The following is a 25,335-nucleotide window of genomic DNA, read 5'->3' on the forward strand; positions in this document are numbered from 1 at the left end:
TATCGCTCAGTTCCTAGTTTGTGATTTGATGAAATTCAAAGGTTAGTATGAACAAAAAAACAGTAGCTAATTTGCCCTTCATCATACTAAATATGTACTTAACTTACCATCAAAGCCTATTATTAATCAATAAGAATTATTCAATCGTTACTTGTGCTACAGCACGTAGTAACACTGCATTGTTATCAGTAGAAACCAGCGTCGCACGTGATGAGGTCGTTAATGTCGTTGGTTGACCATTTTTCACCCATGACTCTACTGTTTTTACATCTGCTTTTGCCTGATTACCACTAGTCACAATATTTGAGACACTGATGTCATAATGGTAATTACTGGTTTGATCCCAGCTGTCCTGTAGCAATTTCAGATAGGCATTTTTATTAAGGCTGGTTGTTTTTCCTCGACGAGACATAGAGATTAATGCATCATCAGAAACCAGTTTATCAACCATAGCAATATTTTTACTGTTAGCAGCTTGTTTCATTGCTGAAGCATAGCTATAAACCTGTGATTCATCCATTGCCGCAGAAGCACTCATCATTGTAGCAAGGGTTAGTGGTGCTGCCAAGGCAACACTGACAATGCTATGACGTAATAACTGAGTGAATAAAAATTTCTTCATCTTTCTTGCTCCTATATTAAAGCAAAGAGTATTTTTCGAAGATTATGGCTCAAAACCTCAGCTCACAATCTCACCATAATTGCCATCATACAGGATAGCAACCCTATAATACTCAACATACTGTAATATTTAGTTACATCTATAAGGTAGAGTGTCACGAATACTACTGACTATCCTAAAAGGTTATACTAATGAGAGCAATAAATAATTATTATAAGATTATCTTATAGAGCTTTCTGAAAACATAAAAAATTATCACTGACCATCATTTTTCGTACCATCATGATCATCTTCTTGTACAGACATTCCCAATCTAACAGCCCGACGATTCATCATCTGTCTTGCCAGCACCTGCATATCTTCCACCCTATCAATTTCATCTACAATCTCTAAACCTAGCAAAGTTTCCAACACATCTTCTAGTGTAACTAATCCTTTAACTTCACCATACTCACCAACAGTAATGGCAATATGAATACGGTTTTTTAACATTAAATCCAGTAAATCAAACAGTTTCATCTTTGAGAATACAAAACTAACTTCACGTTGATAACTAGATAATGGCTGGTTCATTTCTTGATTGGCTTTTGCAAGTAGTAGATCAGACTTCAGTACAAAGCCAGTGATATTGTCCAAATCTTCATCATAAATAGGTAATCGTGAAAATGAAAGTTTTGGACGGTTTGCCATCAACTCCCCCACTGTCATATTTTCTTCAAAAGCTAAAATAACAGAACGTGGGGTCATAATATCTTCTACCTTTATGGCACCAAATGCCAATAAGTTACGAATGATACGTGACTCAAGTGGGTCAATATGTCCTGACTCTTCTCCAACACTTGCCAATGCAGCAAATTCATTGCGACTAAAAGAGTGCAACTCTTTACCACGTGTCAATAACTTAGTAATCTTTTCAGACATCCAAATTAAAGGGAATAGTAAGAAAATAATACCTTTAACAAAATATGCAACTGGTCCTGATAACTGCCTCCAATACGCTGTCCCAAGTGTTTTTGGGATAATCTCAGTTCCAATCAGAATAATAAGAGTCATTACAGCAGAGAATACACCAAACCAAGTACTACCAAACACGATGGTTGCCTGTGCACCAGAGCCTAATGAGCCAATTGTATGTGCAACAGTATTGAGTGTTAGAATAGCAGCAATGGATTGGTCAATATTATCCACTTTAACCTTTTGTAAAAGCTCAGCTTTTTTAGGTTCTTTTTCTTGAATAGAGGCGATAAACGAGGGTGTCATAGATAAGATAGTTGCTTCAGAGACAGAGCAGATAAATGACACAACTACGGATAGTAAAACAAATAATATCAGCAAGGTCACATGTACGCCATAAGCCGATGTTTGTACCGCACCAACACTAGAAGCAGCTGCTAGACATAAACTGGGTACAACAACAAGTAACAATGGTACTAAATAACGTGCTGATTTTATCTGTATCAACGGTTGCAATCTCTTAGGAATCAAAGCTATAAACCTTAGTAATGAATATATTATATTTTTGGCAAAATAGGTAAGTAATATACAAAGTCAAACACCACCTAATATAAAGCTAGATTAACAGTTCTTTGTTAAAATTTATATAGATAATGAATATATTCAATATATTTTAGTATAAACCCATCACCTTCCATGAGATTATCTATCTCTACTTAATCTCTCTAGACTTCCTATCAAGCTCAAACTTATCTGATTTACAGTAAGGGTAGAAACAAATCTTTGTTAGTTAGAATGTTTAACATACCCTACTATCAATCAAACAATGAGAGTATGATATACCAAAGTATCATCGCAATAAACAATTGCGTCTAGATATTGCTGTTAAATTCATACAGTCTAGTCAAGATTTTACCGCTCTGATACAAGTAGCGGTTATCATTACGCCATTTTTTTGGTACTATGCCACTTATTTTTTCATAGTAAGGATTTATTATATGGGTTTATTCATTCAAGCAGCACACGCAGCGCCAGAAGCAGCAAGTACAACTTCAATTATCGGACAATTATTACTACCCATTGCTTTTTTTGCTATTTTCTATTTTTTGGTCATCCGACCTCAGCAAAAACGTAGTAAAGAACACCGCAATATGGTGAACTCACTAAGCGAAGGGGATGAAGTTATCTTTGCTGGTGGTTTAATGGGTTGTATCAAAAAACTAGATGGTGATTATGCTGTGGTTCGCTTGAACGATCGTACTGAGGTGATGGTACAACGTGCATCTGTTATTTCAGTCTTACCTGTTGGCACTATGGATGGGTTAAAGTAGCCTTTTAAATACTTAAAGATATACATAAATACATACACGGCTATTGTGACTGCATCTTTGTATCCTATCCAATAGCCATCTTTTAATTTTGCAGTTATTATTATGGCTGGCTTGACTTTCTATTTACAATTATAGTTTATATTTAGATAATTTAAACCTAAAAGCTAAGTATAAGACTGTCAAACCAACATTATTTATATGAAGAAGTGATTATGCACTATCCTGCTTGGAAATATTTTTTAATCCTCGTTGTCTTAACCATATCAGGATTATACGCCCTTCCCAACCTTTACCCTGATGAACCTGCTGTCCAGATTACTAGCTCTTCAGCGGGAACTCAGCTAACACAAGGTATCCTCGAACAATCAGAGTCTTTATTAGATGAAGCAGGTATTGCTTATCATGATGGTGACTTTGAAGGTAACAGCGCGCTACTACGCTTTGATACTCCTGATGAACAGCTACAGGCACAAGACGTCTTGAGGCAGCAACTTGGAGAAAATTATGTTGTGGCGTTAAACCTTGCGCAAACAACACCTGAATGGCTACGTTCTATTGGTGCAAAACCAGCAAAACTGGGGCTGGACTTACGTGGTGGTGTTCGCTTTGTTTTAGAAGTTGATGTAGACAAAGCATTAGAGCAACGTCTCAAAAATGTCAGCCGTGAAGTTCGACAAGAATTACGTCGCGAAAAAGTACCTGTTACTAGCATGAAGCTTTTAACCGATGGCATGTCGTTACATTTTAGTGATACTGACATCCGTGATAAAGCGCAACGCATTATCCAATCTAGTAATGGCACGCAGTTTAATTTACAAGCAGGAATAGACGACCAAGGACCTGAGCTAACTATAACCTATAATGAAGCAACTATTACAGAAATTACTCAGTATGCTGTTGGACAAAACTTAACAACTCTGCGTAATCGTATTAGTGAGCTTGGTGTATCTGAAGCTCTGGTACAGTCTCAAGGCTCAAATCGTATTGTTGTTGAGCTACCAGGTGTCCAAGATACCGCTGAAGCAAAACGTGTCTTAGGGCGTACAGCAAACCTAGAATTCCGTTTAGTCGCTGATGAAAATAGTACTTATAATGGCGGTATTCCACCAGCAGGTACAGAGGCCTTCCCATTTGGCAGCCTTGATGGTCCTCCAACACTGTTACAACGTCAAGCCATTGTTACCGGTGATAAAGTCCAAAATGCCCAAACTGGGCTAGATGAAAGTGGTCGCCCAGAAGTAAATATCACACTTGATACTGCTGGCGGTAAGCTGATGCAAAATGCCACAAAAACTTCTGTTGGTAAACAAATGGCTGTATTATTTATTGAAAATAAACAGCGTGTTAGCTATAGCAAAGACCCTGAAACCGGTGAGACAATTGAAACTCGTACACCCTATGCTGATATTAAAATCATCAATCAGGCAAATATTCAAGCTGTCCTTGGCTCATCATTCCGTATCACAGGCTTAGACAGTAATGCTGAGGCTGCTGAGCTTGCCTTGCTACTACGCTCTGGTGCATTGGCTGCACCAATGTACTTTGTCGAAGAGCGCACCATTGGTCCATCTTTGGGTAAAGAGAATATTGAAAAAGGCTTGTATTCAACACAGGTTGGTTATTTCTTAGTCTTCCTATTTATGATTGTCTTTTACCGTGTCTTTGGGTTAATTGCCAATGTTGCCTTAGCATTTAACCTGATGATTATTGTTGCTGTTTTATCTATTTTAGGTGCAGCACTTACACTACCGGGTATCGCTGGTATTGTCTTAACCATTGGTATGGCAGTTGATGCAAACGTACTTATCTTTGAACGTATTCGAGAAGAGCTACAAGAGGGTGCAAGACCAAAGTCTGCTATCGTTGCAGGTTTCGACCGAGCTTTTAGTAGTATTTTTGATGGAAACATCACCACACTGCTAGTCGCCATTATCTTATTCTCTATTGGCTCAGGACCTATCAAAGGCTTTGCTATTACATTAGCTATCGGTATTTTAAGCTCGCTATTCACCGCCATTATTGTCACCCGTGCTTTAGTACAACTGACATATGGTAAACGTAAAAACATTAAAAAATTAAGCATTGGTTAGGAGGCGACATGACAGATTCGCAAAACAATTCAGGTGATAATCTGCCTGCATCTGAGCAACAGCCCGCCTCCGAACGTCGCCGTAGAAAGCCTCGTCGTGATGGTAAAGGTAGCAACTCAGCACGAGCAATGAAAAAAACAGCATCACAAGCTGAAGTAGCAACAACAGAATCATTTGTTGAAGATGAAGCTGCATTGGCTGAAGGTGGTGTAAAAGCTGTTGGGAATAAGCGTATTATTCCTTTTATGAAAATTGAAAAGCCGATGGCAATTTTTTCAGCTTTGATTGTTATCATCAGCATTGTAGCAATTATTATCAAAGGTTTAAATCTTGGTTTAGACTTTACTGGTGGTGTTTCTGCTGATGTCACCTATGCTCAGCCTGTTCAGCAAGCTGAAGTAGTCCAAGCACTTGAGAGCAATGGCTTTGCTGATCCAGTGGTACAGTATCTTGGTAATACTAGAGAGATGCTGATACGCCTACCTCCACAATCTGATAATGTTGATGGGTTAAATACTAAGCTTAATGAAGCGTTAGATCTGGTAGATAATGATGCTACCATTAGTAATGTTAATATCATTGGTAGTCAGGTTGGTAGTGAAGTTTACTTAAACTCTTTAATTGCGATTGCAACTGCTTTAGGCTGTATGTTGCTGTATGTTGCTGTACGCTTCCAATTCAAGCTAGCTATTGGTGCATTATTAGCACTCTTTCATGATGCGATTGTTACCATTGGTGTTTTTGCCCTCTTTGGCTTCCCATTTGACTTAACTGTTTTAGCGGCTATTTTAGCACTGATTGGTTATTCATTAAATGATACCATTGTTGTTTATGACCGTATTCGTGAAAACTTCCGCCGAGTTCGTGGAGCATCACCACGACAAATTATTGATTTATCGTTAACTGAAACATTACGTCGTACCATTATGACAGTTACCACTGTACTATTGGTTGTCTTAGCAATGATGTTCTTAGGTGGTGATGGATTATATTGGTTCTCAGTGGCTCTATTTATTGGCTTGATAGCAGGTACTTATTCTTCAATTTACATCTCAAGCTCTATTCCTTTATCTATGGGATTATCGCGTGATGACTTTATTGTCAAAGTTAAGCCTGAGTTTGAAGAAGAAGTCGTTACCTTTAATGACCCTAAAGCCTTCAATAATGAGTCATAGTCAAACTTATCGGGCTCTATAAAGCACCGCTTGCGGTGCTTTTTTTATGTCTGCTTTGATATCTTAAATGCCAGTGTCAGTATAAATATCACTATCACTGTTATTTACTTTTAGTCTTGATTTTTGGTCTTAATTTATGGATAACGTAAACAATTCTAGCCACCAAACCAATCCACACTTAGATTTAAGCTATCCTCGTATTATCAAGTTGGCTGTTCCTGTTTTATTAGCCAATCTTGCCATGCCCATACAAAGCGCCATTGATGTTGCAGTTGTGGGGCATTTTGAACAGGCAAGCAGCTTAGCTGGGCTTGGGCTGGCAACACAGCTACTAGCCTTAATTTTAGTCAGCCTTAACTTCTTACAATATTCTGCATCAGGACTGTCTGCTCAAGCTATGGGTGAAGCCATATCCTGCCAGCAAAAAAACAAAAAGTTATTGCAAATTCTACAACGCAGTTTGGTTTTGGCACTGGGATTAGGTACTGTGATTTTTATCTGTCAATCACCCTTAATCAGTTTTGGTTTATCATTACTTGGCGCAGTGGATGCAAACAAGGTAGCTGCGAGTACCTATCTACACACTCGCCTATTAGGTGTCATCTTTGAGCTTATGAATTTTGCATTTTTAGGCTGGTTTGCAGGACAAGGTAAAACCAAATATATGCTATATCAACAGTCAGCCATTGCCTTACTAAATATTTTTATAACACTTGCACTGGTTTATATTTTTAATATGGGTATGGTGGGTGTGGCATTAGGCACAGTATTAGCCTATACCTGTGGCATTATTTTTGGCTCTTTATTGGTTGCTCGGCATCTAAATATCAAATGGTACAGCATTTTGCAATTAGGTACAGAGACATTACAACGTCAAAAAATGCTTAGGCTATTTTCTTTGAATAAAGATATTTTTATCCGAACAATGGTACTCACACTCAGCTTTACATGGATTACTCGCCTATCTGCCCTACAAGGAGATGTTGTCTTAGCTACCAATGCAGTGCTATTACAAGTACTGACTATCTCCGCCTTTGCATTAGATGGTGTTGCTGTTGCTGCAGAGAGTCTTTCTGGACAGTCAGCGGGTAAAAATCAACTGTCATTATTACAAACAACCATTCAGCGCACAGGGATTGTGATTTTTATTTTAGCTGCCTTGTTATCTATACTTTGGTACATCTTAATTCCATTATTTCTATCAGTTATGACCAGTCTACCAAGTGTACATCAGCTTGCAACAGACTATCATCTGATGGCAGCATTATTACCTTTGGTAGGTGCAGGGGCATACTGGCTTGATGGCGTATTATTTGGACTCACAGCAGGCGCAACCATACGCCGTATTGCACTGGGTGTCGCTATGTTATTCTTTCCTGTCAGTTGGGGCTTATATCATTATTACCAACCTTTAGGCGAGGCAATGTGGGCAATTTGGCTGAGTATTTACTGGTTACTCATTGCTAGATTTATTTTATTATCCATTGTATTATGGCAAAAAAGTGGACAATTGTTACATAATGTACATCACTAATAAATATTATCTCAGGAAAATATAATGACAATCTCCCACTCCATCACTTCAGACTCTACCCACCAATGGCGTAAAGGACTGCAACTGAGTCTGCCTGTGGCAATGGGTTATATTCCTGCGGGCATCGCTTTTGGTGTATTGGCACAAGTTGCTGGCTTGCCAGTGTGGGCTTGTCTTTTTATGAGCATACTCTTATATGCTGGTGCAGCACAGTATGCCTGCCTCCCCATGTTATCGGCTGGCTTACCCATTCTCAATATCACAACCAATATTGGTGCTATTAATATGCGCCATATTTTTTATGCACTACCCCTGCTCTCATCTTTACCTACGTCAAAGTTGGCGCGCTTATATTGCCTATTTGCTTTGACAGATGAAACCTTTTCCGTAATGACCAGTTTAAGTGCAGAGCAAAGGCAGGCTGTGTTTGTACCTGTGAGCTTTTTTAATCAATGCTGGTGGGTCATCGCTACTTTAATTGGTGCTTTGATGGGTGGTGTGTTAAATGAATGGATTCCACACCTAGACTTTGCGCTGGTCTGTTTATTTGCTGTATTGGCCTATGAACAGCTTAAAAATGTAAAGAGTGTATTACCTATTGTCATTGCTATCATCTCATTACTGATTGCCATGCAACTGACAGCAGATTGGTTATTACTAACAGCCATTGTGATTTGTATTGTCTTTATTCTATTAAGTGGTTTATTCACAGTACCAACAAAGCGAACTCAGGGATAATTAGCAAATGTATACCATGACACCCACTTATTTAATCATCGCTATTTTAGCAATGGCAGGGATTACATTTACCATTCGTGCCATGCCAGCACTGCTTCCCAAAGCCTATTTAGACACACCTTGGTTGCATCGTCTCAATAGCAACTTACCTTTATGTGTTTTGGTTCTGCTAATACTAACCAGCCTGCACTACTCACCCAGTGACTTTCATTTTCAGATGAACGCAGATACTGCATTATTACTATCACAAATCATTGCTCTAATTGCTGTTTTATTCAGCTATCATTTTTTTAAGCAACTGTTTATCAGTATGATTGTTGGCATTGCAATGTTAAATGGCTGTTTGTGGTTATTTGGCTATTGAGAATTATTGTTGAAATTGTTGCATACTTTAATTTCTAATTTATTTTAGCAATTCAATTATGCCAATACTGAGTTTAATCCCATATCTTGCAGACCTTTCCATTCATGCGCTTTAAATGGAAAGCGCTCAGCCAATCGATACCATTGTGATTGACCAACAAACTGTAATGCAAGCAAATCAATATCCAGTGTTACTAATTTAATAGCAGATGACTGTACATTCTGTGATTGCAGATATTCGTTATTGGCTAAGCCAGTGCGTTGACGTTGACACTGCAATTCTATCTGCTTAATTGTATGGATAAATTCTTTTAACGTTATGATTGAAGTTGGCTGTAAGCTAACACACTGATTGGTATAGTCTGGTTTTGGTTGTGATACAGTCGCTGTAAAATCAGGGTTTTTGAATAGTGGTGAATATACAGTATGCCCCAATAGATATAATGCTTGTTGTGCATATGCCAGATGTTGGGTTGCTTGATGATTGCTTCCCAATGATAAAACCACTTCTGCAATGGGTACTTGATGGGGCAATAACTTTGCTAATGGCAGTTCACACAACGGCAAGAAACACTGAGGACGAGAGCCTATAAGCTCTACAATGGGTGAATACGATGTATAATTTGACATGGCAAGATAATTAGGCCTTTCCAGACAACGTGAGGATAACAAAGATGCTGGCAAATATGGAGAATTAATAACCATATTTGTCTAGCTCTCTATACTGCTGTTTCCAGCCATATGCTCATCACTATTATCTACACTATTCTCAGTGCCATTATGATTTCCAACTGCTTGCTCACGTCTACGTGTTATCTGCACACCCACAGATTTTGCTTCTGTAATGGCGGTTGGTTTGGCAATCTTAACTGTAACTTGGCTAATGGGATATTGTGTTAATAGCTTTTCTGCTATCATCACTGCCAATCGCTCTAATAAGCCTGCTTGTTCTTGTTGACACCACAAAGTAACATCATCACAGACTGATTTATAACTCACTGTATCTGCAACATCATCACTGTATGCAGCACGATTCATATCTACCGCCATCGTTAAATCAATAAACAAAGGCTGGGTAATATGCCTCTCCCACTCTAGCACACCAATGACAGTCTCTACTTTTAATCCTTCAATAAAAACTGTATCAGCGACTGGCTGGCTTACGTGCTTGCTCATAGAAAACTACCTTTTATTTATCCGTTGATGACATTAATCAATAACAGCAGAACAGTCTGTCTAGCTCACTGCTTGAGAAGATGATTTTGTTAATTGTTTACTAGGGCGGTGTCGCCATAAATCAATGCTAAAAATTAGCAAACCAATCCAAATTAGACCAAATACTAACAAACGCTGAGTATCAAAGGGCTCTTTATAATAAAACACCGCCAAACAAAAAATAAGGCTGGGTGTCATGTAATTCATAAAACTTAAAATACTATATGCCACTTGTTTGGTCGATTGGTTAAACAACAATAAAGGAACCAATGTAATTGGTCCTGCCAACATTAACAACCATATTTCAGAGCTAAACCAAAAACCAAGCTGGCTACTACTCACACCTGCCTGCCAAAACCACCAAATAAAAAATGGCACAAGCAAAATTGTCTCAATAAATAGTCCATCCAGCGCTTTTAATGGTGTACGCCGTTGCATGATGCCATAAATACTAAATGTACCTGCTATTACTAATGACACCCAAGGTAAACTACCCAGTAGAATAATTTGAATCAACACTGAAATAATCGCTAAAGAAACAGCCAGCCACTGCATTGGGCGTAAACGCTCTTTTAGTAGTAACATAGACATTAAAATACCAATTAATGGGCTAATAAAATAACCCAAACTGGCAGCCAAAATTTGGTCAGCACTCACTGCCCAAACATAGGTCAGCCAATTAGTTGCAATTAAAATCCCTGAAGCGAAAGTAACCACTAATATTGCAGGCTTTTCTCGTATTGTCTGTACCCACTCCCAACGCCGTGTCACAGCTAAGACCATCAAAATACAGATAAATGTCCATACCACCCGATGCCCAATAATCTCAATCGGCTGATAAGCAGACAACTGCTTAAAATATAAAGGAAATGCACTCCAGATAGCAAACGCCATAAAGGCAGTCATAATGCCTTTACTGGTCGTCTGAATCACAGGCTTAGTAGATGTCTGCTGGGCAGCTTCCACCACAGGAATTTGTGGCTGAGTTGGGCGAGTAGATGGCATGTATATCGTTCTTATGCACTAATTATTGTTGCTTGGTAGCAATAGACAGCCCCACCTGATTTGCCAACTCTGCAAATCCTGGAAAACTGGTATTAACTGTTTCAACACCATGAATGGTGATGGTTTGTTTTGCACGCACGCTGGCAACCGCAAAGCTCATTGCAATACGATGGTCATGATGCGCATAAATTTCACCACCATCAAAAATTGGCTGCCATTCTGCTTCGCTGTCTGTCACTCCACCTTCGATAATAATGCCATCTTCTGTCACTTGACACTGCACCCCTAGAGACTGTAGCCCCTCTGCCATTACTGCAATACGGTCAGACTCTTTGACTCTCAGCTCTTTAGCACCTGTTAATACAGTTTGTCCACTGGCACAACTGGCAGCAACAAATAAAACTGGAAACTCATCAATCGCTAACGGTACTAGCTCTTCAGGAATACGAATACCTTGTAGTGGTGCAGATTCAATAGTGATATCTGCAACTGGCTCTTGCCCTACATAGGTCTCATTACTAATCTCAATACGTGCGCCCATTAGTCTTAAAATATCAATGACCCCTGTTCGAGTTGGATTCATACCAACTTGCTTAATTATCAGCTTACTATCACGGGCAATGCTTACCATCACCATAAAAAAGGCAGCAGAAGAAATATCAGCCGGTACAGCAATATCACATGCTGTAAGTTTACCACCACCTTCTAGACTAATTTCATTACCATTCACTTCCACCTCATAACCAAAGGCAGAGAGCATACGCTCTGTATGGTCACGAGTAACCTCAGGCTCTATCACGGTTGTTTTGCCTGAAGCCCAAAGCCCTGCTAATAATACACAAGACTTCACCTGAGCTGATGGTACTGGCAAATCATAGGTAATACCCGTTAGTCCATGTCCCATCGCCGCACTGCCCGAAATACTCATTGGCGCACAACCTTTTTCACCAGTTGTCTGAATCACTGCTCCCATCTGACGCAATGGTGTTGCCACTCGCTCCATCGGACGTTTTGACAAACTGCTATCACCTGTTAACACACTATCAAATGACTGTGCTGCTAGTATCCCTGATAACAAGCGCATACTGGTACCAGAGTTACCCATATATAGCGGTGTACGGCTAGGTTTGAGTCCTTGCATCCCCACACCATGTATTACCACATTACCATTATCAGGACCTTCGATGGTAACGCCCATATCACGGAAAGCTTGTAAGGTGGCCAGTGCATCTTCTCCTTCTAAAAACCCAGTAACACGAGTCACACCTTCTGCCAAACTACCAAACATAATACTACGATGAGAGATAGACTTGTCACCTGGCACACGGATGCTACCTTGGATATGTTGACTAGGAGTAATGATATATGACGCTGTCATGCTGTTGTCCATTTTTGAATTTGTGTAAGGGGTGCTGGTCAACATATGACCAAAATGACGGCGGGCAGCTTGCGCCCTACCAAGTAAACCAAGTAATGCTGTTGAGTCTTCTGACTCTATTATTGTGCGTAAACGCTGTAAATAATCGCTATATTCATCTAAAGCACGGATAACTGCCTGCCGATTGGCAAAGAAAATATCGTGCCACATAATTGGGTCACTGGCAGCAATGCGTGTAAAGTCTCTAAACCCACCAGCCGCATAACGAAAAATATCCATATTATCATCATGACTTGCCAGTTGTTCAACCAAATTAAACGCCAATAAATGTGGTAAGTGGCTGGTATAAGCCAAAACTGTATCATGATAATCTGCGGTCATTTTCATCACCGTTGCACCCACTGCTTGCCACAATGACTGCAAACGTAAAATAGCCGTTGCTGAACTAGATGGCAACTCACACACTATCACACTATGATTAACAAATAAGTCAGCTCGGCGGGCATGGAAACCAGAGTTTTCAGCACCAGCAATCGGATGTGCTGGCACAAGTCCCACTGGCAATGTCTGACCAAAAGCTGTCTGAGCCGCCGCAATAACATTTTTTTTGGTGCTACACACATCACTAATCACACACTCAGTGCTAATCAGTCCTTTGTGCATGGCTTGCTGTATCTCTACAAATGCCTGCCCTACAGCTTTTACGGGAATGGCAATCACAATACAGTCACTACCTGCCACCACCTGTTGCAATGAGGCAGCACCCGCATCAATAACATCTTCTGCCAAGGCGGCTTCTATACTGGCAAGGTTTCTATCTACAGCCACTATACGTGTGCTTAACTGACGATTGCGAATCGCCTGTGCCAAACTTGCACCAATCAAGCCCAAACCAATAATACAAACTTGCTTAAATATTGGCGACTTAGCATGTTTATCTATATAGGGTTGCATGGCTTAACTCAATACAGTTTTCAATGTATCAATCAATAATGTATTTTCTTCTGGTAATCCTACTGTAATTCGTAACCACTCAGGCAAACCATAACCTAACAATGGACGCACAATAACGCCCTGCTCTAACAATGCTTGATTTACCTTGGCAGCATCACCCACGTTGACCATGATAAAGTTACCTGCTGAGGGTATAAAACCCAGCCCCAACGCATCAAACTGCTTTGATAACCAGCGCATTTGTCCATCGTTTAGTTTACGAACCTTTTCAATATACTCTTGGTCTTTTAAAGCTGCTTTTGCTGCTGCTTGAGCAACCGCACTGACATTAAACGGCTGACGAATGCGATTAAGCATATCAGCAACATAAGGAGAACTTAGCGCATAGCCAACACGCAGACCCGCTAGACCATAAGCCTTAGACAAAGTACGCACTAAAATCACATTATCAAACTCATCAATTAAAGCACGGTTATTGCTATTTGGACTATACTCAATATAGGCTTCATCAATCACCACCACAACAGTAGATGGCACTTGACTGACAAACTCATATAACGCTTCTCGGCTAAGTAATGTCCCTGTAGGATTATTAGGATTGGCAATAAAAACGAGCTTTACAGGGGCTTGTGAGCTGTCTGAAAAGCTGGATTGTACAGCCGTAAGCATCGCCTCCAAATCATGACCAAAACGCTTGGCAGGTACTTCAACTGCCTGCGCTCCCAGCATTTTTGTCAGCATAGAATACACAATAAACCCATATTGACTATAAACAATAGCATGATCACGACTAACAAATGTACGGGCAATAATGTCTAGCAAATCATTTGAACCATTACCCAGTGTAATCTGATTCATCTCTGTTTCTGTCAAATCAGCAATAACTTGCTTTAAATAGTAGCCATTACCGTCAGGATAGCGTGCCAACTGCCCCAATTGCTCAGTAACTGCCAAGGTCACCGCAGGTGAACAACCTAACGGATTTTCATTACTCGCCAGCTTCACAACATCATAAATACCATATTCACGAGTTAGCTCATCAACTGGCTTACCTGTCTGATAGGCGGCTAACTGTTGGATACTATCATATGCTGGAGGCAGTCTGGTTGCTATATCAGACTTATCTACCATCTCTACCTCTACGGATGCACTATCAACTGAACTCATAATCAAACCCTTTTATCAATTATTTTGGCATGTGGCATTACTATCTATACTCGCTATACTCGATTAGCTGATATTAATTTTAGTTTTCTTTAACTATAAAACAGCTTTTGGGTAAGAGCCAAGTATACGCAGCTCTTTAACAAGTGGACGTATTTCTTCTATGGCTGCACTAACATTAGGCTCATCAATATGACCATTCATATCAATAAAGAATACATATGCCCACTTATTTGGACGCTCAGGACGGGTCTCAATACTGGTCATTGATACCCCATGCTCTGACAACGGTTTTAAAATCTCAATCAAAGCACCTGCCTTATCATGCGCTGATACCACAATAGAGGTTTTATCTTGTCCAGATGGCGCCACAGACTCACGACCAATGATTAAAAAGCGAGTGGTGTTACCCGGATTGTCTTCAATATTCTCATGAAGCTTATGTAAGTCATACTCTGCAACTGCCACATCACCAGCAATCGCTGCAGAATGCCACTCATTTTTTAAGCGACGAGCAGCTTCACCATTACTAGACACAGAAACACGTTCAACATTAGGATAATTAACATCCAACCAATGGCGACACTGCGCCAACGACTGCTGATGTGAATAAATACGACTTAAACTTTCAACTTTCGTATGTGGTGCAACCAAAAAGTTTTGGTGAATGGGTAACTCAACCTCACCAATAATTTTTAAGGATGAGGATAAAAAGCCATCTAAAGTATGATTAACAACCCCTTCTGAAGAGTTCTCCACAGGTACAACACCATACATTGCAGAGCCTGACTCCACTTCACGAAACACATCAGTAATGGTAGTTAATGGAATAGTGGTCGACGCCTTACCAAAGTGTTTTAATGCAGCAGCATGAGTAAATGTACCAATCGGTCCTAAGAATGCGATTTTTTGTGGCGCTTCTAAATCCAAACAAACAGACATAATTTCACGAAACAACTTACCCATTTTTTCATCAGCAATCGGCCCTGTATTGCGCGCCATCACCGCTTTTAGCACTTGAGCCTCACGCTCAGGACGATAAAATATTGGATGATCTTCGTAGTCTTTTTTAACTGTTGCCACTTTTTGTGCCAATGTCGCACGCTCATTAAGTAGTGTCTGAATTTGTTGGTCAACATCATCAATTTGATGACGCAACTCATTTAAAAAATTCTTACTGACTTGCTCAGACTGTTTATTTTCTGAAGTATTGTCTGTATTTGGTGTACTACTCATAATTTTTTCCTTAATATCTTTCTTAATAGAAATCTTGGGGTTACTATAACAAAATTGACAATTTTTTTGTGAGCCAATTCGCATAAAAACACAACAATATGACGGTTATTTTAATAAACGATGCTATCATCACCTACGAATCCACATTGGCAAAAATATCTTATCGTGTTATGTTCATAAAAAATAGCACAAACCCCATCTTAGACATTTGACAGGAACTTTTATGAATGCGTTAGAACAATTAAAAACGATGACAACCATTGTTGCTGATACTGGCGACTTACAAGCTATCGCTCGCCTAAAGCCAGTCGATGCAACCACCAACCCAAGTCTAATTACCAAAGCACTAACCCACCCTGATAAACAAGCCATGCTTGCTGACACACTCAGCCGTTTTTCTGGTGATATTGATGCGGTTATTGATGACTTAACCATTCAAGTCGGCTGTGACATTCTTGCTCTTATTGAAGGGCGAGTATCTACTGAAGTAGATGCCAGACTCTCATATGATACTGAAGCCACTATCACTAAAGCCCATGAATTTATAGAAGCCTATGCAAAAGCAGGTGTTGACACCCAGCGTATTTTGATTAAGATTGCCGCCACATGGCAAGGAATCGAAGCCGCCAAACAGCTTGAAAAACAAGGCATCCACTGCAACCTAACCCTACTCTTTGGACAACACCAAGCCGTTGCTTGTGCAGATGCAGGCGTGACTCTAATCTCACCATTTGTTGGACGCATCTTAGACTGGCAAAAACGCGAACAAGACCGCCAAGACATTGACGTTAGTGAAGACCTTGGTGTGCAATCTGTTAAGCGTACTTATCAATACTACAAACAACATGGCTACCAAACACAAGTGATGGGCGCAAGCTTTCGCAGTACCGCTCAAATCCTTGCCTTAGCAGGTTGTGATTTACTAACAATCTCTCCCAACCTACTGGACGAACTCAGCACCATCACAGACCCTGTTGTGCAACAGCTATCAGCAGACATGACATGTGAGCCTATGAAAAAAGTCAGTCTTGATGCTCAAGCATTTAGCAATGCCTATGAGCAAGACAGTATCACTCAAGCACTGTTACCAAAAGGTATTGATGGCTTTATTCAAGCCCGAGAGGAACTGGCTCAAGCATTACGTGCTTTATCGCGCTAATCCCTATCAATAGTTATCTCTTTGCCAACCTAATAAGCTCTCTACCGATACATAGCACAATGACAGGTAGAGAGCTTATATTTTATACAGTTATTTAAATATAACTATTTAGATACAGTTGTTTAGATACAGTTATTCAGAGTCTATTGTATACAAACATGCTAACCCATTTAGCAAATATACCAATGAGGAATATCAGTATGTGCATGAATCTACTACGCTTTTAATACAGTATAGACTGGTACAGGAAATTTATCATGCAATGCTTCTAAATCCAATAACACCAGAGCAGCAGCCACATCATGACCTGCTGAGCAACATAACTCATATGCCGTTGTTAACGTACCACCTGTTGCCAAAATATCATCAACCAATAATACTTTTGCACGTGGTAAATCATCTTGCATCTCTAAAGTATCTTTTCCATATTCCAGTGCATATGACTTATTAGCGACAGGTGGTGGCAGTTTGCCTTGTTTTCTTAACAAAATAATGCCTTTACCAAGTCTCCCTGCTAATAAACTAGCAAATACAAAGCCACGAGCTTCAATCGCCGCTAAACAGTCCACCTCATCTAGCAACCCTTCCGGTAAAGCAGCAAGTAAAGCATCAATAACTTGGTCAACATGATTGCGTAATAGTGGTGTGATGTCATAAAAGTCAATACCTGCTTTTGGGAAGTCCGGTACGGTTCGAATAATATCCCAAAAATAATGGCGCTCAGTATTTTGTATTGAAGCATCTACTGATGTAAGCTCTGACATAAAAAAATTCCCATAATGATTGAACAAACCTAAATCGTAAGCTCTATTTATCTATAAGTGCATATTTTCTCTTGCAAAGATATTTATTATCTCTGACAAACATTGGTTAAATGGATAAACTATCCAGCAAACCCCATAAAGCTTTAATCCTATTTTAACAGATAACCAGATGACTGGATAACGGTAAGATAGATAATATACTTCTTTATTGGATTTGCTTATGAAAAGAGTTTATTTTAGTCAACATGCTAAAACTTCATTAAACCTTGAAATATGCTACACTAGCCACAAAATTGGTAACGATAGCAATTTTTGCTCAATTTATAGCGCTGTCAATGTATTATGCAGTAAAGGATCAATGTAATGAAAAAATATGAATGTATCGTCTGTGGCTGGGTTTATGATGAAGAACTTGGTTGTCCAGAAGAGGGTATTGCTCCCGGTACAAAATGGGAAGACATTCCTGATGACTGGACTTGTCCAGAATGTGGTGTGGGTAAACTTGACTTTGAAATGGTTGAGATTTAAGCACAGACTTTATTCTATTTAAGGCGAACATTGCCAGATTACTATTTTTTTATACCGTCTTATTTTGCAACCGAGCAAGCATTTAATAAAAATTTATTAAAACATAGGACACAGTTAACAAGTGTTGGTAGTATAAGCTATAGTAAAGCATCAATACCACACTTGTTAATGATAAGCCCCTACCATGTCAAACTCAAAATCTCACACTGTAGTTGATAAAGATAGCAACGCTTACCCACACCATCATGCTATTGTAGAGCCGACTGCAAACACATCCCCCATACACGCCTCACCTGCTACTCATTGTAACAAGCTTGCAAGGTTTGATTGGCAGCCATCCTCACTATGCCCACAAATGTATGAAACCATGATACCAATCAAGGGGGATTTACAACTGTGTGTCGAAGCAGGTGGTAACCCTCAAAACCCACCAATTATCCTTATTATGGGTCTTGGCTCTCAGATGGTATTTTGGCCAAATAGCTTTATCCAGCGCCTCATTCAAGCAGGATTTTTTGTCATTCGCTTTGATAATCGTGATATTGGCTTATCATCCAAGATTTATCGAGATGATATAAAAATCAGTAAAAGCAACCTGATACAAATGATGTTACGCCTGCAAACAGGGTTAAGTAATCGCCATACCAAAGTTGCCTATCACCTTACTGATTTAGCAGAAGATACTGCCCAACTAATACAAGCTTTGGACTTAGGCAAAGTACATCTGATTGGTGCTTCTATGGGCGGCATGATTGCACAAATACTAGCTGCCCAGTACCCTCATCTTATACAGCGCATGGGCTTATTATTTACCACCAATAACCACCCTTTTTTACCAACGCCAAAACCCAAACAACTATATACCTTTTTCAAAAAGCCTGATAGCCTAAATCAAGAGGATGTCATTCGTCATAGCTTATGGTTTATGGAAACGGTTGGTAGCCCAGGACATATCAATATCCAGCAAACCAATCACATAGCAAAAATACGTTATCAACGTAACTTTTATCCACGGGGAACTGTGCAACAGCTGCATGCTATTTTGGCAACAGGTGCTATTACACATTATAGTCGCCAAGTGACTGCACCAACACTTATTTTACATGGTAGCCAAGATGGACTCCTACCACTATCACATGGACGGCGTGTTGCTCGTGATATACCAAATGCACAATTCCAGCTGATTGATGGTATGGGGCATGATATCCCCGCATACTATCAGCCTTTTATTGTCCAAAAACTAGCACAACACTTTGCTAGCTCTATTTAGATATCCCTACCGTAAAATACCAAACCATAAGAGACAGATATTAAAAAAACCCTTAGTTTATAATCAAACTAAGGGTTTTAATACTACTTTAATATTTATTCAAATTCTAAATATTAACTAGCCAAATAAAAGCTATTTTCAATTACAATACTTCTGCTACTTTTGAAACTTCTTCATTTAAAATCCAAACTGGCTTCACTTGACCAGAAGCTTCATCTGCAACAGTTTCTTGACGAACGTCTAGGACATAACGATGACCTGGCTCGTAGTTGAATCCTTGGATATTACCATGTAAAGTATTGAAGTTCTTTTGGAATGGTTGACGGTATTGTAAACATTCAGACTCAACAACATTACCTTCAGTAGTTGGTACTTCACAAACAGCTTTACGTGGGGCAATTTCTACTTTAAAGCTAGGAATGTTAACTACTTTTACTACAGTAGGCTCGCCATCAACAACAAGTTGACGCTCATTATCTAGTTGGGTAGTTGAACAACCAGCTAACGCTAAACTAGCAAGAAGTGATGCTATTGCAAATTTTTTCATTATATACCCTCTTCTATTAATTACTGTGTTAATAATGGATTTTAATTAACATTATCATTAAGTAGTATTCGTTTAAAATAACACTTGATATGTCAAAAAATTGAACTTAAAAGTAAGTTTCCGTCAAAAAGTATACAAGAGCAAACAAGTTTCAATCTATGTTTACTTTGTAAATTAACGTAAGGATTTATCACAATTAACTGCGATAATCTGCATTAATTTTTATATACTCATAGGATAAATCGCAAGTATATACCGTATCTGTATAGTCACCTCGACCCAAATCAATCTCAATTACTATCTCTGGACGCGACATCGCTACCTGTCCTTGCTCTTCAGTATAATCTGGCGCAATTTGACCACGCTCACAAATACTCACCTCATTGAGCTTAACAGAAACCAAGTGTTGTTGCAGATCTGCCACCCCTGCATAGCCAATAGCTGCTAAGAGTCGTCCCCAGTTTGGGTCACTTGCAAAACAAGCTGTTTTTACCAATGGTGAGTGAGCCACTGCATAAGCAACATCACAACATTCTTGCTGCGTTCTACCCCCTGCCACTGTAACAGTAATAAACTTTGTCGCACCTTCACCATCACGTACAATCAAATGTGCCAAACGTAAAAATACTTTTTTCAATGCTTCGAAAAGCACTTGATAATGTGGATGCTGTACAGAGTCAATCACAGTCTGGCTTACCTGAGCAGTTGCCATCAATACACAACAGTCATTCGTCGATGTATCACCATCAACAGTAATTCGGTTAAACGACTGCTCAGTGAGCTCATTAAGCATCTGCTGTAAAAGCTGCTGTTCAATATTTGCATCCGTTGCCACAAAGCCTAACATGGTTGCCATATTTGGGCGAATCATGCCAGCCCCTTTAGAAATACCGGTAATATGATACGTTGTACCATCTTCTGTCACAACTTGAACACTATCAAGCTTTGGTACAGTATCGGTAGTACAGATACCTTTGGCTGCTCGCACCCAATTATCTGTTTTAAAATCAGCAACAATATCATCCAAGCCAGCGATAATTGCTTGATGGCGCAATGGTTCACCAATCACTCCTGTTGAAAACGGCCATACAGCTTGTGGTGCTATACCCATTTTATCTGCCACTGCCTGACAGGTTTCATACGCACTTTTTAGCCCAAGCTCGCCTGTCCCTGCATTGGCATTACCTGTATTAATAATCAGATAGCGACTATCTGCTTGCTGGCTATGTTCACGTACTACCTGCACAGGGGCAGCGCAAAAACCACTTTGTGTCGTCACGACAGCACTCTTCGTACCTTCTACTAACTCAAAAACCACCAAATCATCACGGTTTTTATAGCGCACACCAGCCGATGTTACACCAATACGTACACCTTGAATTTCAAAAATAGTCTCTGGAATCGCAACATTACCAACTGCCATAACGCTTGTCCTTTTATTTATTACAGTGAAGAAATTAATCAATTATTAAGTTTTAGGGTCTGTTGAACACTCACCCCGTTAGGCTAATGCCTACAAGGAATACAGCTATTTTTTACTTTCATGTAAAAATTGGCTAAATTTGCCTTATTCTGCGTCAATGAACTGGTTAATATCCTGCTTTGATAAATAAGCTACCTGCGTTCATTGCCTTGACTAAGTCACTGTTTATTAAAATCAGTATCTCAATTTTTCCTATGAAGATGAATGTTCAACAGATCCTACTATTTTTCACCATTCGATGAAAAATCAAACGCAGCCCAGATAGGTGCGTGATCAGATGGTTTATCCATACCTCGAAGTTGATAACTAATACCTGCATCTTGGCAATGTGATTTTAAATTTGGTGTGCACAAAATATGGTCAATACGTAATCCTCGTTTTGGATCATCATTAAATCCACGGCTACGATAATCAAACCAACTTAACTCCTGACTTTCTGGATAGTGCAAACGATAAGTATCATAAAGCTCTCGAGACATAAGGCTAGAGTACCACTCGCGCTCCTCTGGTAAAAAAGAGCATTTGCCCGTCTTAAGCCAGCGTTTTGCATTCACCTCACCAATGCCCACGTCAATATCTTGTGGTGCAATATTCATATCTCCCATCACAATCAACGCACGCTCTTGAGCAATGAGTTCATCAATATAAGCCATCAGGCTGGCATAGTAAGCACGCTTCATTGGAAACTTAGTCTCATGGCTTCGGCTTTCTCCTTGCGGAAAGTAGCCATTTAACACATCAACTTCCTGTCCATCAAATTCATAACGAGCATGAATAAACCGTTTTTGTGACTCTTCACTATCTGTAGGAAAACCTTTATGCACATAAATTGGTGCAGACTTTGATAATAGCGCCACACCATAATGAGCTTTCTGCCCAAAATACTCAACATGATAGCCCAAGCTTTCTACCTGACTAAGCGGAAACTGCTCATCATGTACTTTTGTTTCTTGTAGCCCTATCACATCAGGGTTTATCACCTCACGTAATGCTTCTAACTGATGTTGACGAGCGCGGATTCCATTGATATTAAAACTAACAAAACGGGGCATACCATATCCTAAATACTATCTAAAACATTAACTAAAGATTAAGTCACTTAAAAATGCTAACTATACTAAATAAGACCTTTGAACAAAATTTCAATAGGTGTTATTTAGGTAACAATCACTCAATTATGACAAATAAATAACCCGTATCCAGCCACTTATCTATATGACTGTTTACGGGTCTATAACAACACTGCTTATGAAAGCTTGCAACTGAATAATGGTAACGGTTTAGAGAAAACCATCACAACCAACACTCTCTATTTATACCTCTGTTTGGTTAGCATACATCTCACGCATGGCTTTTTTATCATGCTTACCAACAGAAGTTTTTGGCATTTCAGTAACAAACTTATACTGCTCAGGTACACCATACTTTGGAATCATACCTTTTTGAGCAGCTTGCTCTGCCACTGCTTGAATATCTTTGGCTTGTGTATCCTGATGGTCTGGTTTAAGCACAATAATGGCTAACGGACGCTCGCCCCATTTTTCATCACGTACACCAATTACCGATACATCCGCTACGGCTGGGTGTAATGATAAAATCGTCTCAATCTCTAATGAAGAAATCCATTCACCACCAGACTTAATGACATCTTTTAGACGGTCAGTAATGGTGATATAACCATCAGCACGCATTTTTGCAATGTCTTGCGTGTGCATATAGCCACCTTCCCACAGCTCTTCACCCGCATCTGGATTTTTAAAATAGCTTTGAGTAAGCCAAGGTGAACGCAGCACCAGCTCTCCAGTTTGCTCATTATCATGAGGCAAAGATTCACCTGACTCATTCCAAATCTGAGCATCAACCATCAACACTGGTTTACCTGTCATACAGCGACGCTGGATATCTTCCTCTTCTGTCATCGCAGGCTCGTTAAGACTAAAATCTGTCAAGCTAATTAATGGTGCTGTCTCAGACATACCATAACCTGTATAGACCTCAATATCCTGTGCTAAAGCTGCTTTTGCCAAGCCTTCTGTTAGACGTGACCCACCGATAATCATTTTTAATCCATCAAATGTCTCATTACGGCTTTGAGCTTCTTTCAGTAGCATTTGCAAAATGGTTGGCACACAATGCGTCAAGCTCACTTTCTCACTTTTGATGAGATTCATCAGTACATCAGGGGCATAGCGTCCTGGATATACTTGCTTTAGTCCAACCATCGTCGCAGTAAATGGGAAGCCCCAAGCCAATACATGAAACATTGGTGTCATTGGCATATAGACATCACCATAGCTAAGACCTTGTTTTGGTGGTAAACAACCCAAAGAAGCCGCTTCTGTCAGCGCATGTAAAACCAATTGACGATGACTAAAAAATACGCCTTTTGGGTTACCCGTTGTACCTGATGTATAAAAAGTACAAGCAATGGTGTTTTCATCAAAGTCTGGAAAATCAAACTCAGTGCTGGCTGACTCTAATAACGCTTCATACTCACCAACGACACGGCTTTGATTACCACCAAAGACACCTTCGCTACTTACCCCATTATCATCAAGCCAAATAATATGCTCAATAGATGAGTTTTCAAACTGATAGTTTTTGACCAAAGGCGCAAACTCAGAGTTTAGTAATAACACCTTAGGCTTAGCATGATTAATGGTATATAAAATCTTTTCTGGAGACAGGCGAATATTTACTGTCTGAATAATTAGCTCAGACATTGGTATGGCAAAATATGACTCCAAATAACGGTGACTATCCCAATCCATCACCGCCACAACATCACCTTTTTCTAGCTTTAAATCTGCCAACACATTAGCAAGTTTATTAATACGGTTAAAAAGCTCTGCATAAGTAAAACGTTTTTTATCTGCATAAAGAATTTCTTGTGTTGAAGAGGTTTGGCGAGAGCGGTTTAACAGTTGTTTGATAAGCAATGGAAAGTGATAGGCTTGTGGAGCAGAAGTATAAACATTTGACATAACTGATGTCTTCCTTGTAAACAATTAACAGTAAAAGCTTTTTAATAGTTGTAATAAAATAGATGCTTTTAATTGCAATTAAAAGCACCCTAATTATATAGATATCACAAAAAATATGATAGCCACAGTATTACAGTATAATACATCACTAAGATAAATAAGCTTATGGTAGTTAACCCTACGGTAAGCGACGCTCTACATGCCAGCCACTATCCTGTGCTGACTGGCGTTGATACACAATGCGGTCATGCATCCGATTTGCTCGTCCCTGCCAAAATTCAATCTCATCTGCAAGCAACTCATACCCACCCCAAAACTCAGGACGTGGTACAACAGCATCATCTGGATACTCAGCTTTTAACTCAGCAAACTTTTGCTCCATCACATCACGGCTCTCCACTACTCCACTTTGGGGCTGACTCACCCATGCTGCTAACTGGCTATCATGTGGACGCTTATGAAAATAAGCATCTGACTGCGCTTCAGGTAGTTTTTTAATCGTGCCACGAATACGAATCTGACGCTCTAATTCATGCCAAAAAAACAATACCTCGGCATGAGGATTTTCTAGCATATCCTGAGCTTTTGCGCTTAAATAGTTGGTATAAAACACCAGCCCATTTTCAGTAATCTCACGCATCAATACAATGCGTACTGAAGGCATGCCATCATCACCACACGTTGCCAAGCTCATGGCATAAGGCTCATTTACTTGCTTATCTATGGCAGTTTGTATCCATTGATGTAACAGTACAAAAGCATCTGTTGGCAAGTTACTTTCATCCAGCATGCTTTTTTCATAAGAAACACGCTGGTCACTAAAATCCATCTTCATACTATC

The 25,335-nt window shown here is 39.6% G+C and carries 23 protein-coding genes; 9 read left to right on the forward strand and 14 right to left on the reverse strand.

Features of this window, described 5'->3' with window-relative positions; all coding sequences use genetic code 11:
- Positions 1–136: 136 nt before the first annotated feature.
- The gene (locus FHK88_RS04445; RefSeq protein WP_227429561.1) at positions 137–622 is read right to left on the reverse strand and encodes a hypothetical protein; all 486 of its coding nucleotides are present in this window, start codon (positions 620–622) and stop codon (positions 137–139) included.
- Positions 623–877: 255 nt separating this feature from the next.
- Complete coding sequence (locus tag FHK88_RS04450; RefSeq protein ID WP_264480608.1) at positions 878–2,107, reverse strand: CNNM domain-containing protein; 1,230 nt, start codon at positions 2,105–2,107, stop codon at positions 878–880.
- A 467-nt stretch (positions 2,108–2,574) separates the two neighbouring features.
- Here FHK88_RS04450 and yajC point away from each other — a divergent pair, with 467 nt between their 5' ends.
- From yajC to FHK88_RS04480, 6 genes are all read left to right on the forward strand, one after another.
- The gene (gene yajC / locus FHK88_RS04455; protein WP_227429562.1) at positions 2,575–2,907 is read left to right on the forward strand and encodes a preprotein translocase subunit YajC; all 333 of its coding nucleotides are present in this window, start codon (positions 2,575–2,577) and stop codon (positions 2,905–2,907) included.
- Positions 2,908–3,119: 212 nt separating this feature from the next.
- On the forward strand, positions 3,120–4,997 hold the full coding sequence (gene secD, locus FHK88_RS04460; RefSeq protein ID WP_227429563.1) for a protein translocase subunit SecD: 1,878 nt from the start codon (positions 3,120–3,122) through the stop codon (positions 4,995–4,997).
- 8 nt (positions 4,998–5,005) lie between these two features.
- The gene (gene secF, locus FHK88_RS04465) at positions 5,006–6,172 is read left to right on the forward strand and encodes a protein translocase subunit SecF (protein ID WP_413680433.1); all 1,167 of its coding nucleotides are present in this window, start codon (positions 5,006–5,008) and stop codon (positions 6,170–6,172) included.
- A gap of 136 nt (positions 6,173–6,308) precedes the next feature.
- Positions 6,309–7,706, forward strand: coding sequence for an MATE family efflux transporter (locus FHK88_RS04470; RefSeq protein ID WP_227429564.1), 1,398 nt, complete (start codon positions 6,309–6,311; stop codon positions 7,704–7,706).
- Between the two features lie 21 nt (positions 7,707–7,727).
- Positions 7,728–8,444, forward strand: a complete 717-nt coding sequence (locus FHK88_RS04475; RefSeq protein WP_413680442.1) for an AzlC family ABC transporter permease — start codon at positions 7,728–7,730, stop codon at positions 8,442–8,444.
- 7 nt (positions 8,445–8,451) lie between these two features.
- Positions 8,452–8,808, forward strand: a complete 357-nt coding sequence (locus FHK88_RS04480) for an AzlD domain-containing protein (protein ID WP_319800150.1) — start codon at positions 8,452–8,454, stop codon at positions 8,806–8,808.
- A gap of 56 nt (positions 8,809–8,864) precedes the next feature.
- Here FHK88_RS04480 and FHK88_RS04485 read toward each other — a convergent pair whose 3' ends face one another.
- The 6 genes from FHK88_RS04485 to pheA form a co-directional block, all read right to left on the reverse strand.
- Positions 8,865–9,437 (reverse strand): 2-amino-4-hydroxy-6-hydroxymethyldihydropteridine diphosphokinase, encoded by a 573-nt coding sequence (locus FHK88_RS04485; RefSeq protein ID WP_227429566.1) that lies wholly within the window; start codon positions 9,435–9,437, stop codon positions 8,865–8,867.
- Positions 9,438–9,518: 81 nt separating this feature from the next.
- On the reverse strand, positions 9,519–9,983 hold the full coding sequence (gene folB, locus FHK88_RS04490) for a dihydroneopterin aldolase (protein WP_227429567.1): 465 nt from the start codon (positions 9,981–9,983) through the stop codon (positions 9,519–9,521).
- 60 nt (positions 9,984–10,043) lie between these two features.
- Positions 10,044–10,928 (reverse strand): EamA family transporter RarD, encoded by an 885-nt coding sequence (gene rarD / locus FHK88_RS04495; RefSeq protein WP_227429682.1) that lies wholly within the window; start codon positions 10,926–10,928, stop codon positions 10,044–10,046.
- A 121-nt stretch (positions 10,929–11,049) separates the two neighbouring features.
- The gene (locus FHK88_RS04500) at positions 11,050–13,359 is read right to left on the reverse strand and encodes a bifunctional prephenate dehydrogenase/3-phosphoshikimate 1-carboxyvinyltransferase (protein WP_227429568.1); all 2,310 of its coding nucleotides are present in this window, start codon (positions 13,357–13,359) and stop codon (positions 11,050–11,052) included.
- Positions 13,360–13,362: 3 nt separating this feature from the next.
- Complete coding sequence (gene hisC, locus FHK88_RS04505) at positions 13,363–14,490, reverse strand: histidinol-phosphate transaminase (protein ID WP_227429683.1); 1,128 nt, start codon at positions 14,488–14,490, stop codon at positions 13,363–13,365.
- A 129-nt stretch (positions 14,491–14,619) separates the two neighbouring features.
- Complete coding sequence (pheA, locus tag FHK88_RS04510; RefSeq protein ID WP_227429569.1) at positions 14,620–15,759, reverse strand: prephenate dehydratase; 1,140 nt, start codon at positions 15,757–15,759, stop codon at positions 14,620–14,622.
- 223 nt (positions 15,760–15,982) lie between these two features.
- Between pheA and FHK88_RS04515 the strand changes: the two genes are divergently transcribed.
- Positions 15,983–16,918, forward strand: coding sequence for a transaldolase (locus FHK88_RS04515; RefSeq protein WP_227429570.1), 936 nt, complete (start codon positions 15,983–15,985; stop codon positions 16,916–16,918).
- Between the two features lie 215 nt (positions 16,919–17,133).
- Here FHK88_RS04515 and FHK88_RS04520 read toward each other — a convergent pair whose 3' ends face one another.
- Positions 17,134–17,682 carry an adenine phosphoribosyltransferase gene (locus tag FHK88_RS04520; protein ID WP_227429571.1) on the reverse strand — a complete coding sequence of 183 codons (549 nt, stop codon included), beginning with the start codon at positions 17,680–17,682 and terminating at the stop codon, positions 17,134–17,136.
- A gap of 363 nt (positions 17,683–18,045) precedes the next feature.
- Here FHK88_RS04520 and FHK88_RS04525 point away from each other — a divergent pair, with 363 nt between their 5' ends.
- Both FHK88_RS04525 and FHK88_RS04530 read left to right on the forward strand, forming a co-directional pair.
- Entirely contained in the window at positions 18,046–18,210 is a 165-nt protein-coding gene (locus FHK88_RS04525) for a rubredoxin (protein WP_227429572.1), read from the forward strand.
- A 355-nt stretch (positions 18,211–18,565) separates the two neighbouring features.
- The gene (locus tag FHK88_RS04530) at positions 18,566–19,480 is read left to right on the forward strand and encodes an alpha/beta fold hydrolase (RefSeq protein ID WP_227429684.1); all 915 of its coding nucleotides are present in this window, start codon (positions 18,566–18,568) and stop codon (positions 19,478–19,480) included.
- Between the two features lie 142 nt (positions 19,481–19,622).
- Here FHK88_RS04530 and FHK88_RS04535 read toward each other — a convergent pair whose 3' ends face one another.
- From FHK88_RS04535 to pdxH, 5 genes are all read right to left on the reverse strand, one after another.
- The gene (locus FHK88_RS04535) at positions 19,623–20,027 is read right to left on the reverse strand and encodes a DUF4377 domain-containing protein (protein WP_227429573.1); all 405 of its coding nucleotides are present in this window, start codon (positions 20,025–20,027) and stop codon (positions 19,623–19,625) included.
- Positions 20,028–20,223: 196 nt separating this feature from the next.
- Positions 20,224–21,450, reverse strand: a complete 1,227-nt coding sequence (gene argJ / locus FHK88_RS04540) for a bifunctional glutamate N-acetyltransferase/amino-acid acetyltransferase ArgJ (protein WP_227429574.1) — start codon at positions 21,448–21,450, stop codon at positions 20,224–20,226.
- Positions 21,451–21,731: 281 nt separating this feature from the next.
- Positions 21,732–22,562, reverse strand: a complete 831-nt coding sequence (gene xthA / locus FHK88_RS04545) for an exodeoxyribonuclease III (protein ID WP_227429575.1) — start codon at positions 22,560–22,562, stop codon at positions 21,732–21,734.
- Between the two features lie 261 nt (positions 22,563–22,823).
- Positions 22,824–24,494, reverse strand: a complete 1,671-nt coding sequence (locus FHK88_RS04550; RefSeq protein ID WP_227429576.1) for a fatty acid--CoA ligase — start codon at positions 24,492–24,494, stop codon at positions 22,824–22,826.
- A gap of 178 nt (positions 24,495–24,672) precedes the next feature.
- On the reverse strand, positions 24,673–25,323 hold the full coding sequence (gene pdxH / locus FHK88_RS04555) for a pyridoxamine 5'-phosphate oxidase (RefSeq protein ID WP_227429685.1): 651 nt from the start codon (positions 25,321–25,323) through the stop codon (positions 24,673–24,675).
- Positions 25,324–25,335: the final 12 nt, after the last annotated feature.

Source organism: Psychrobacter sp. I-STPA6b (genome assembly GCF_020662265.1).
GTDB lineage: Bacteria > Pseudomonadota > Gammaproteobacteria > Pseudomonadales > Moraxellaceae > Psychrobacter.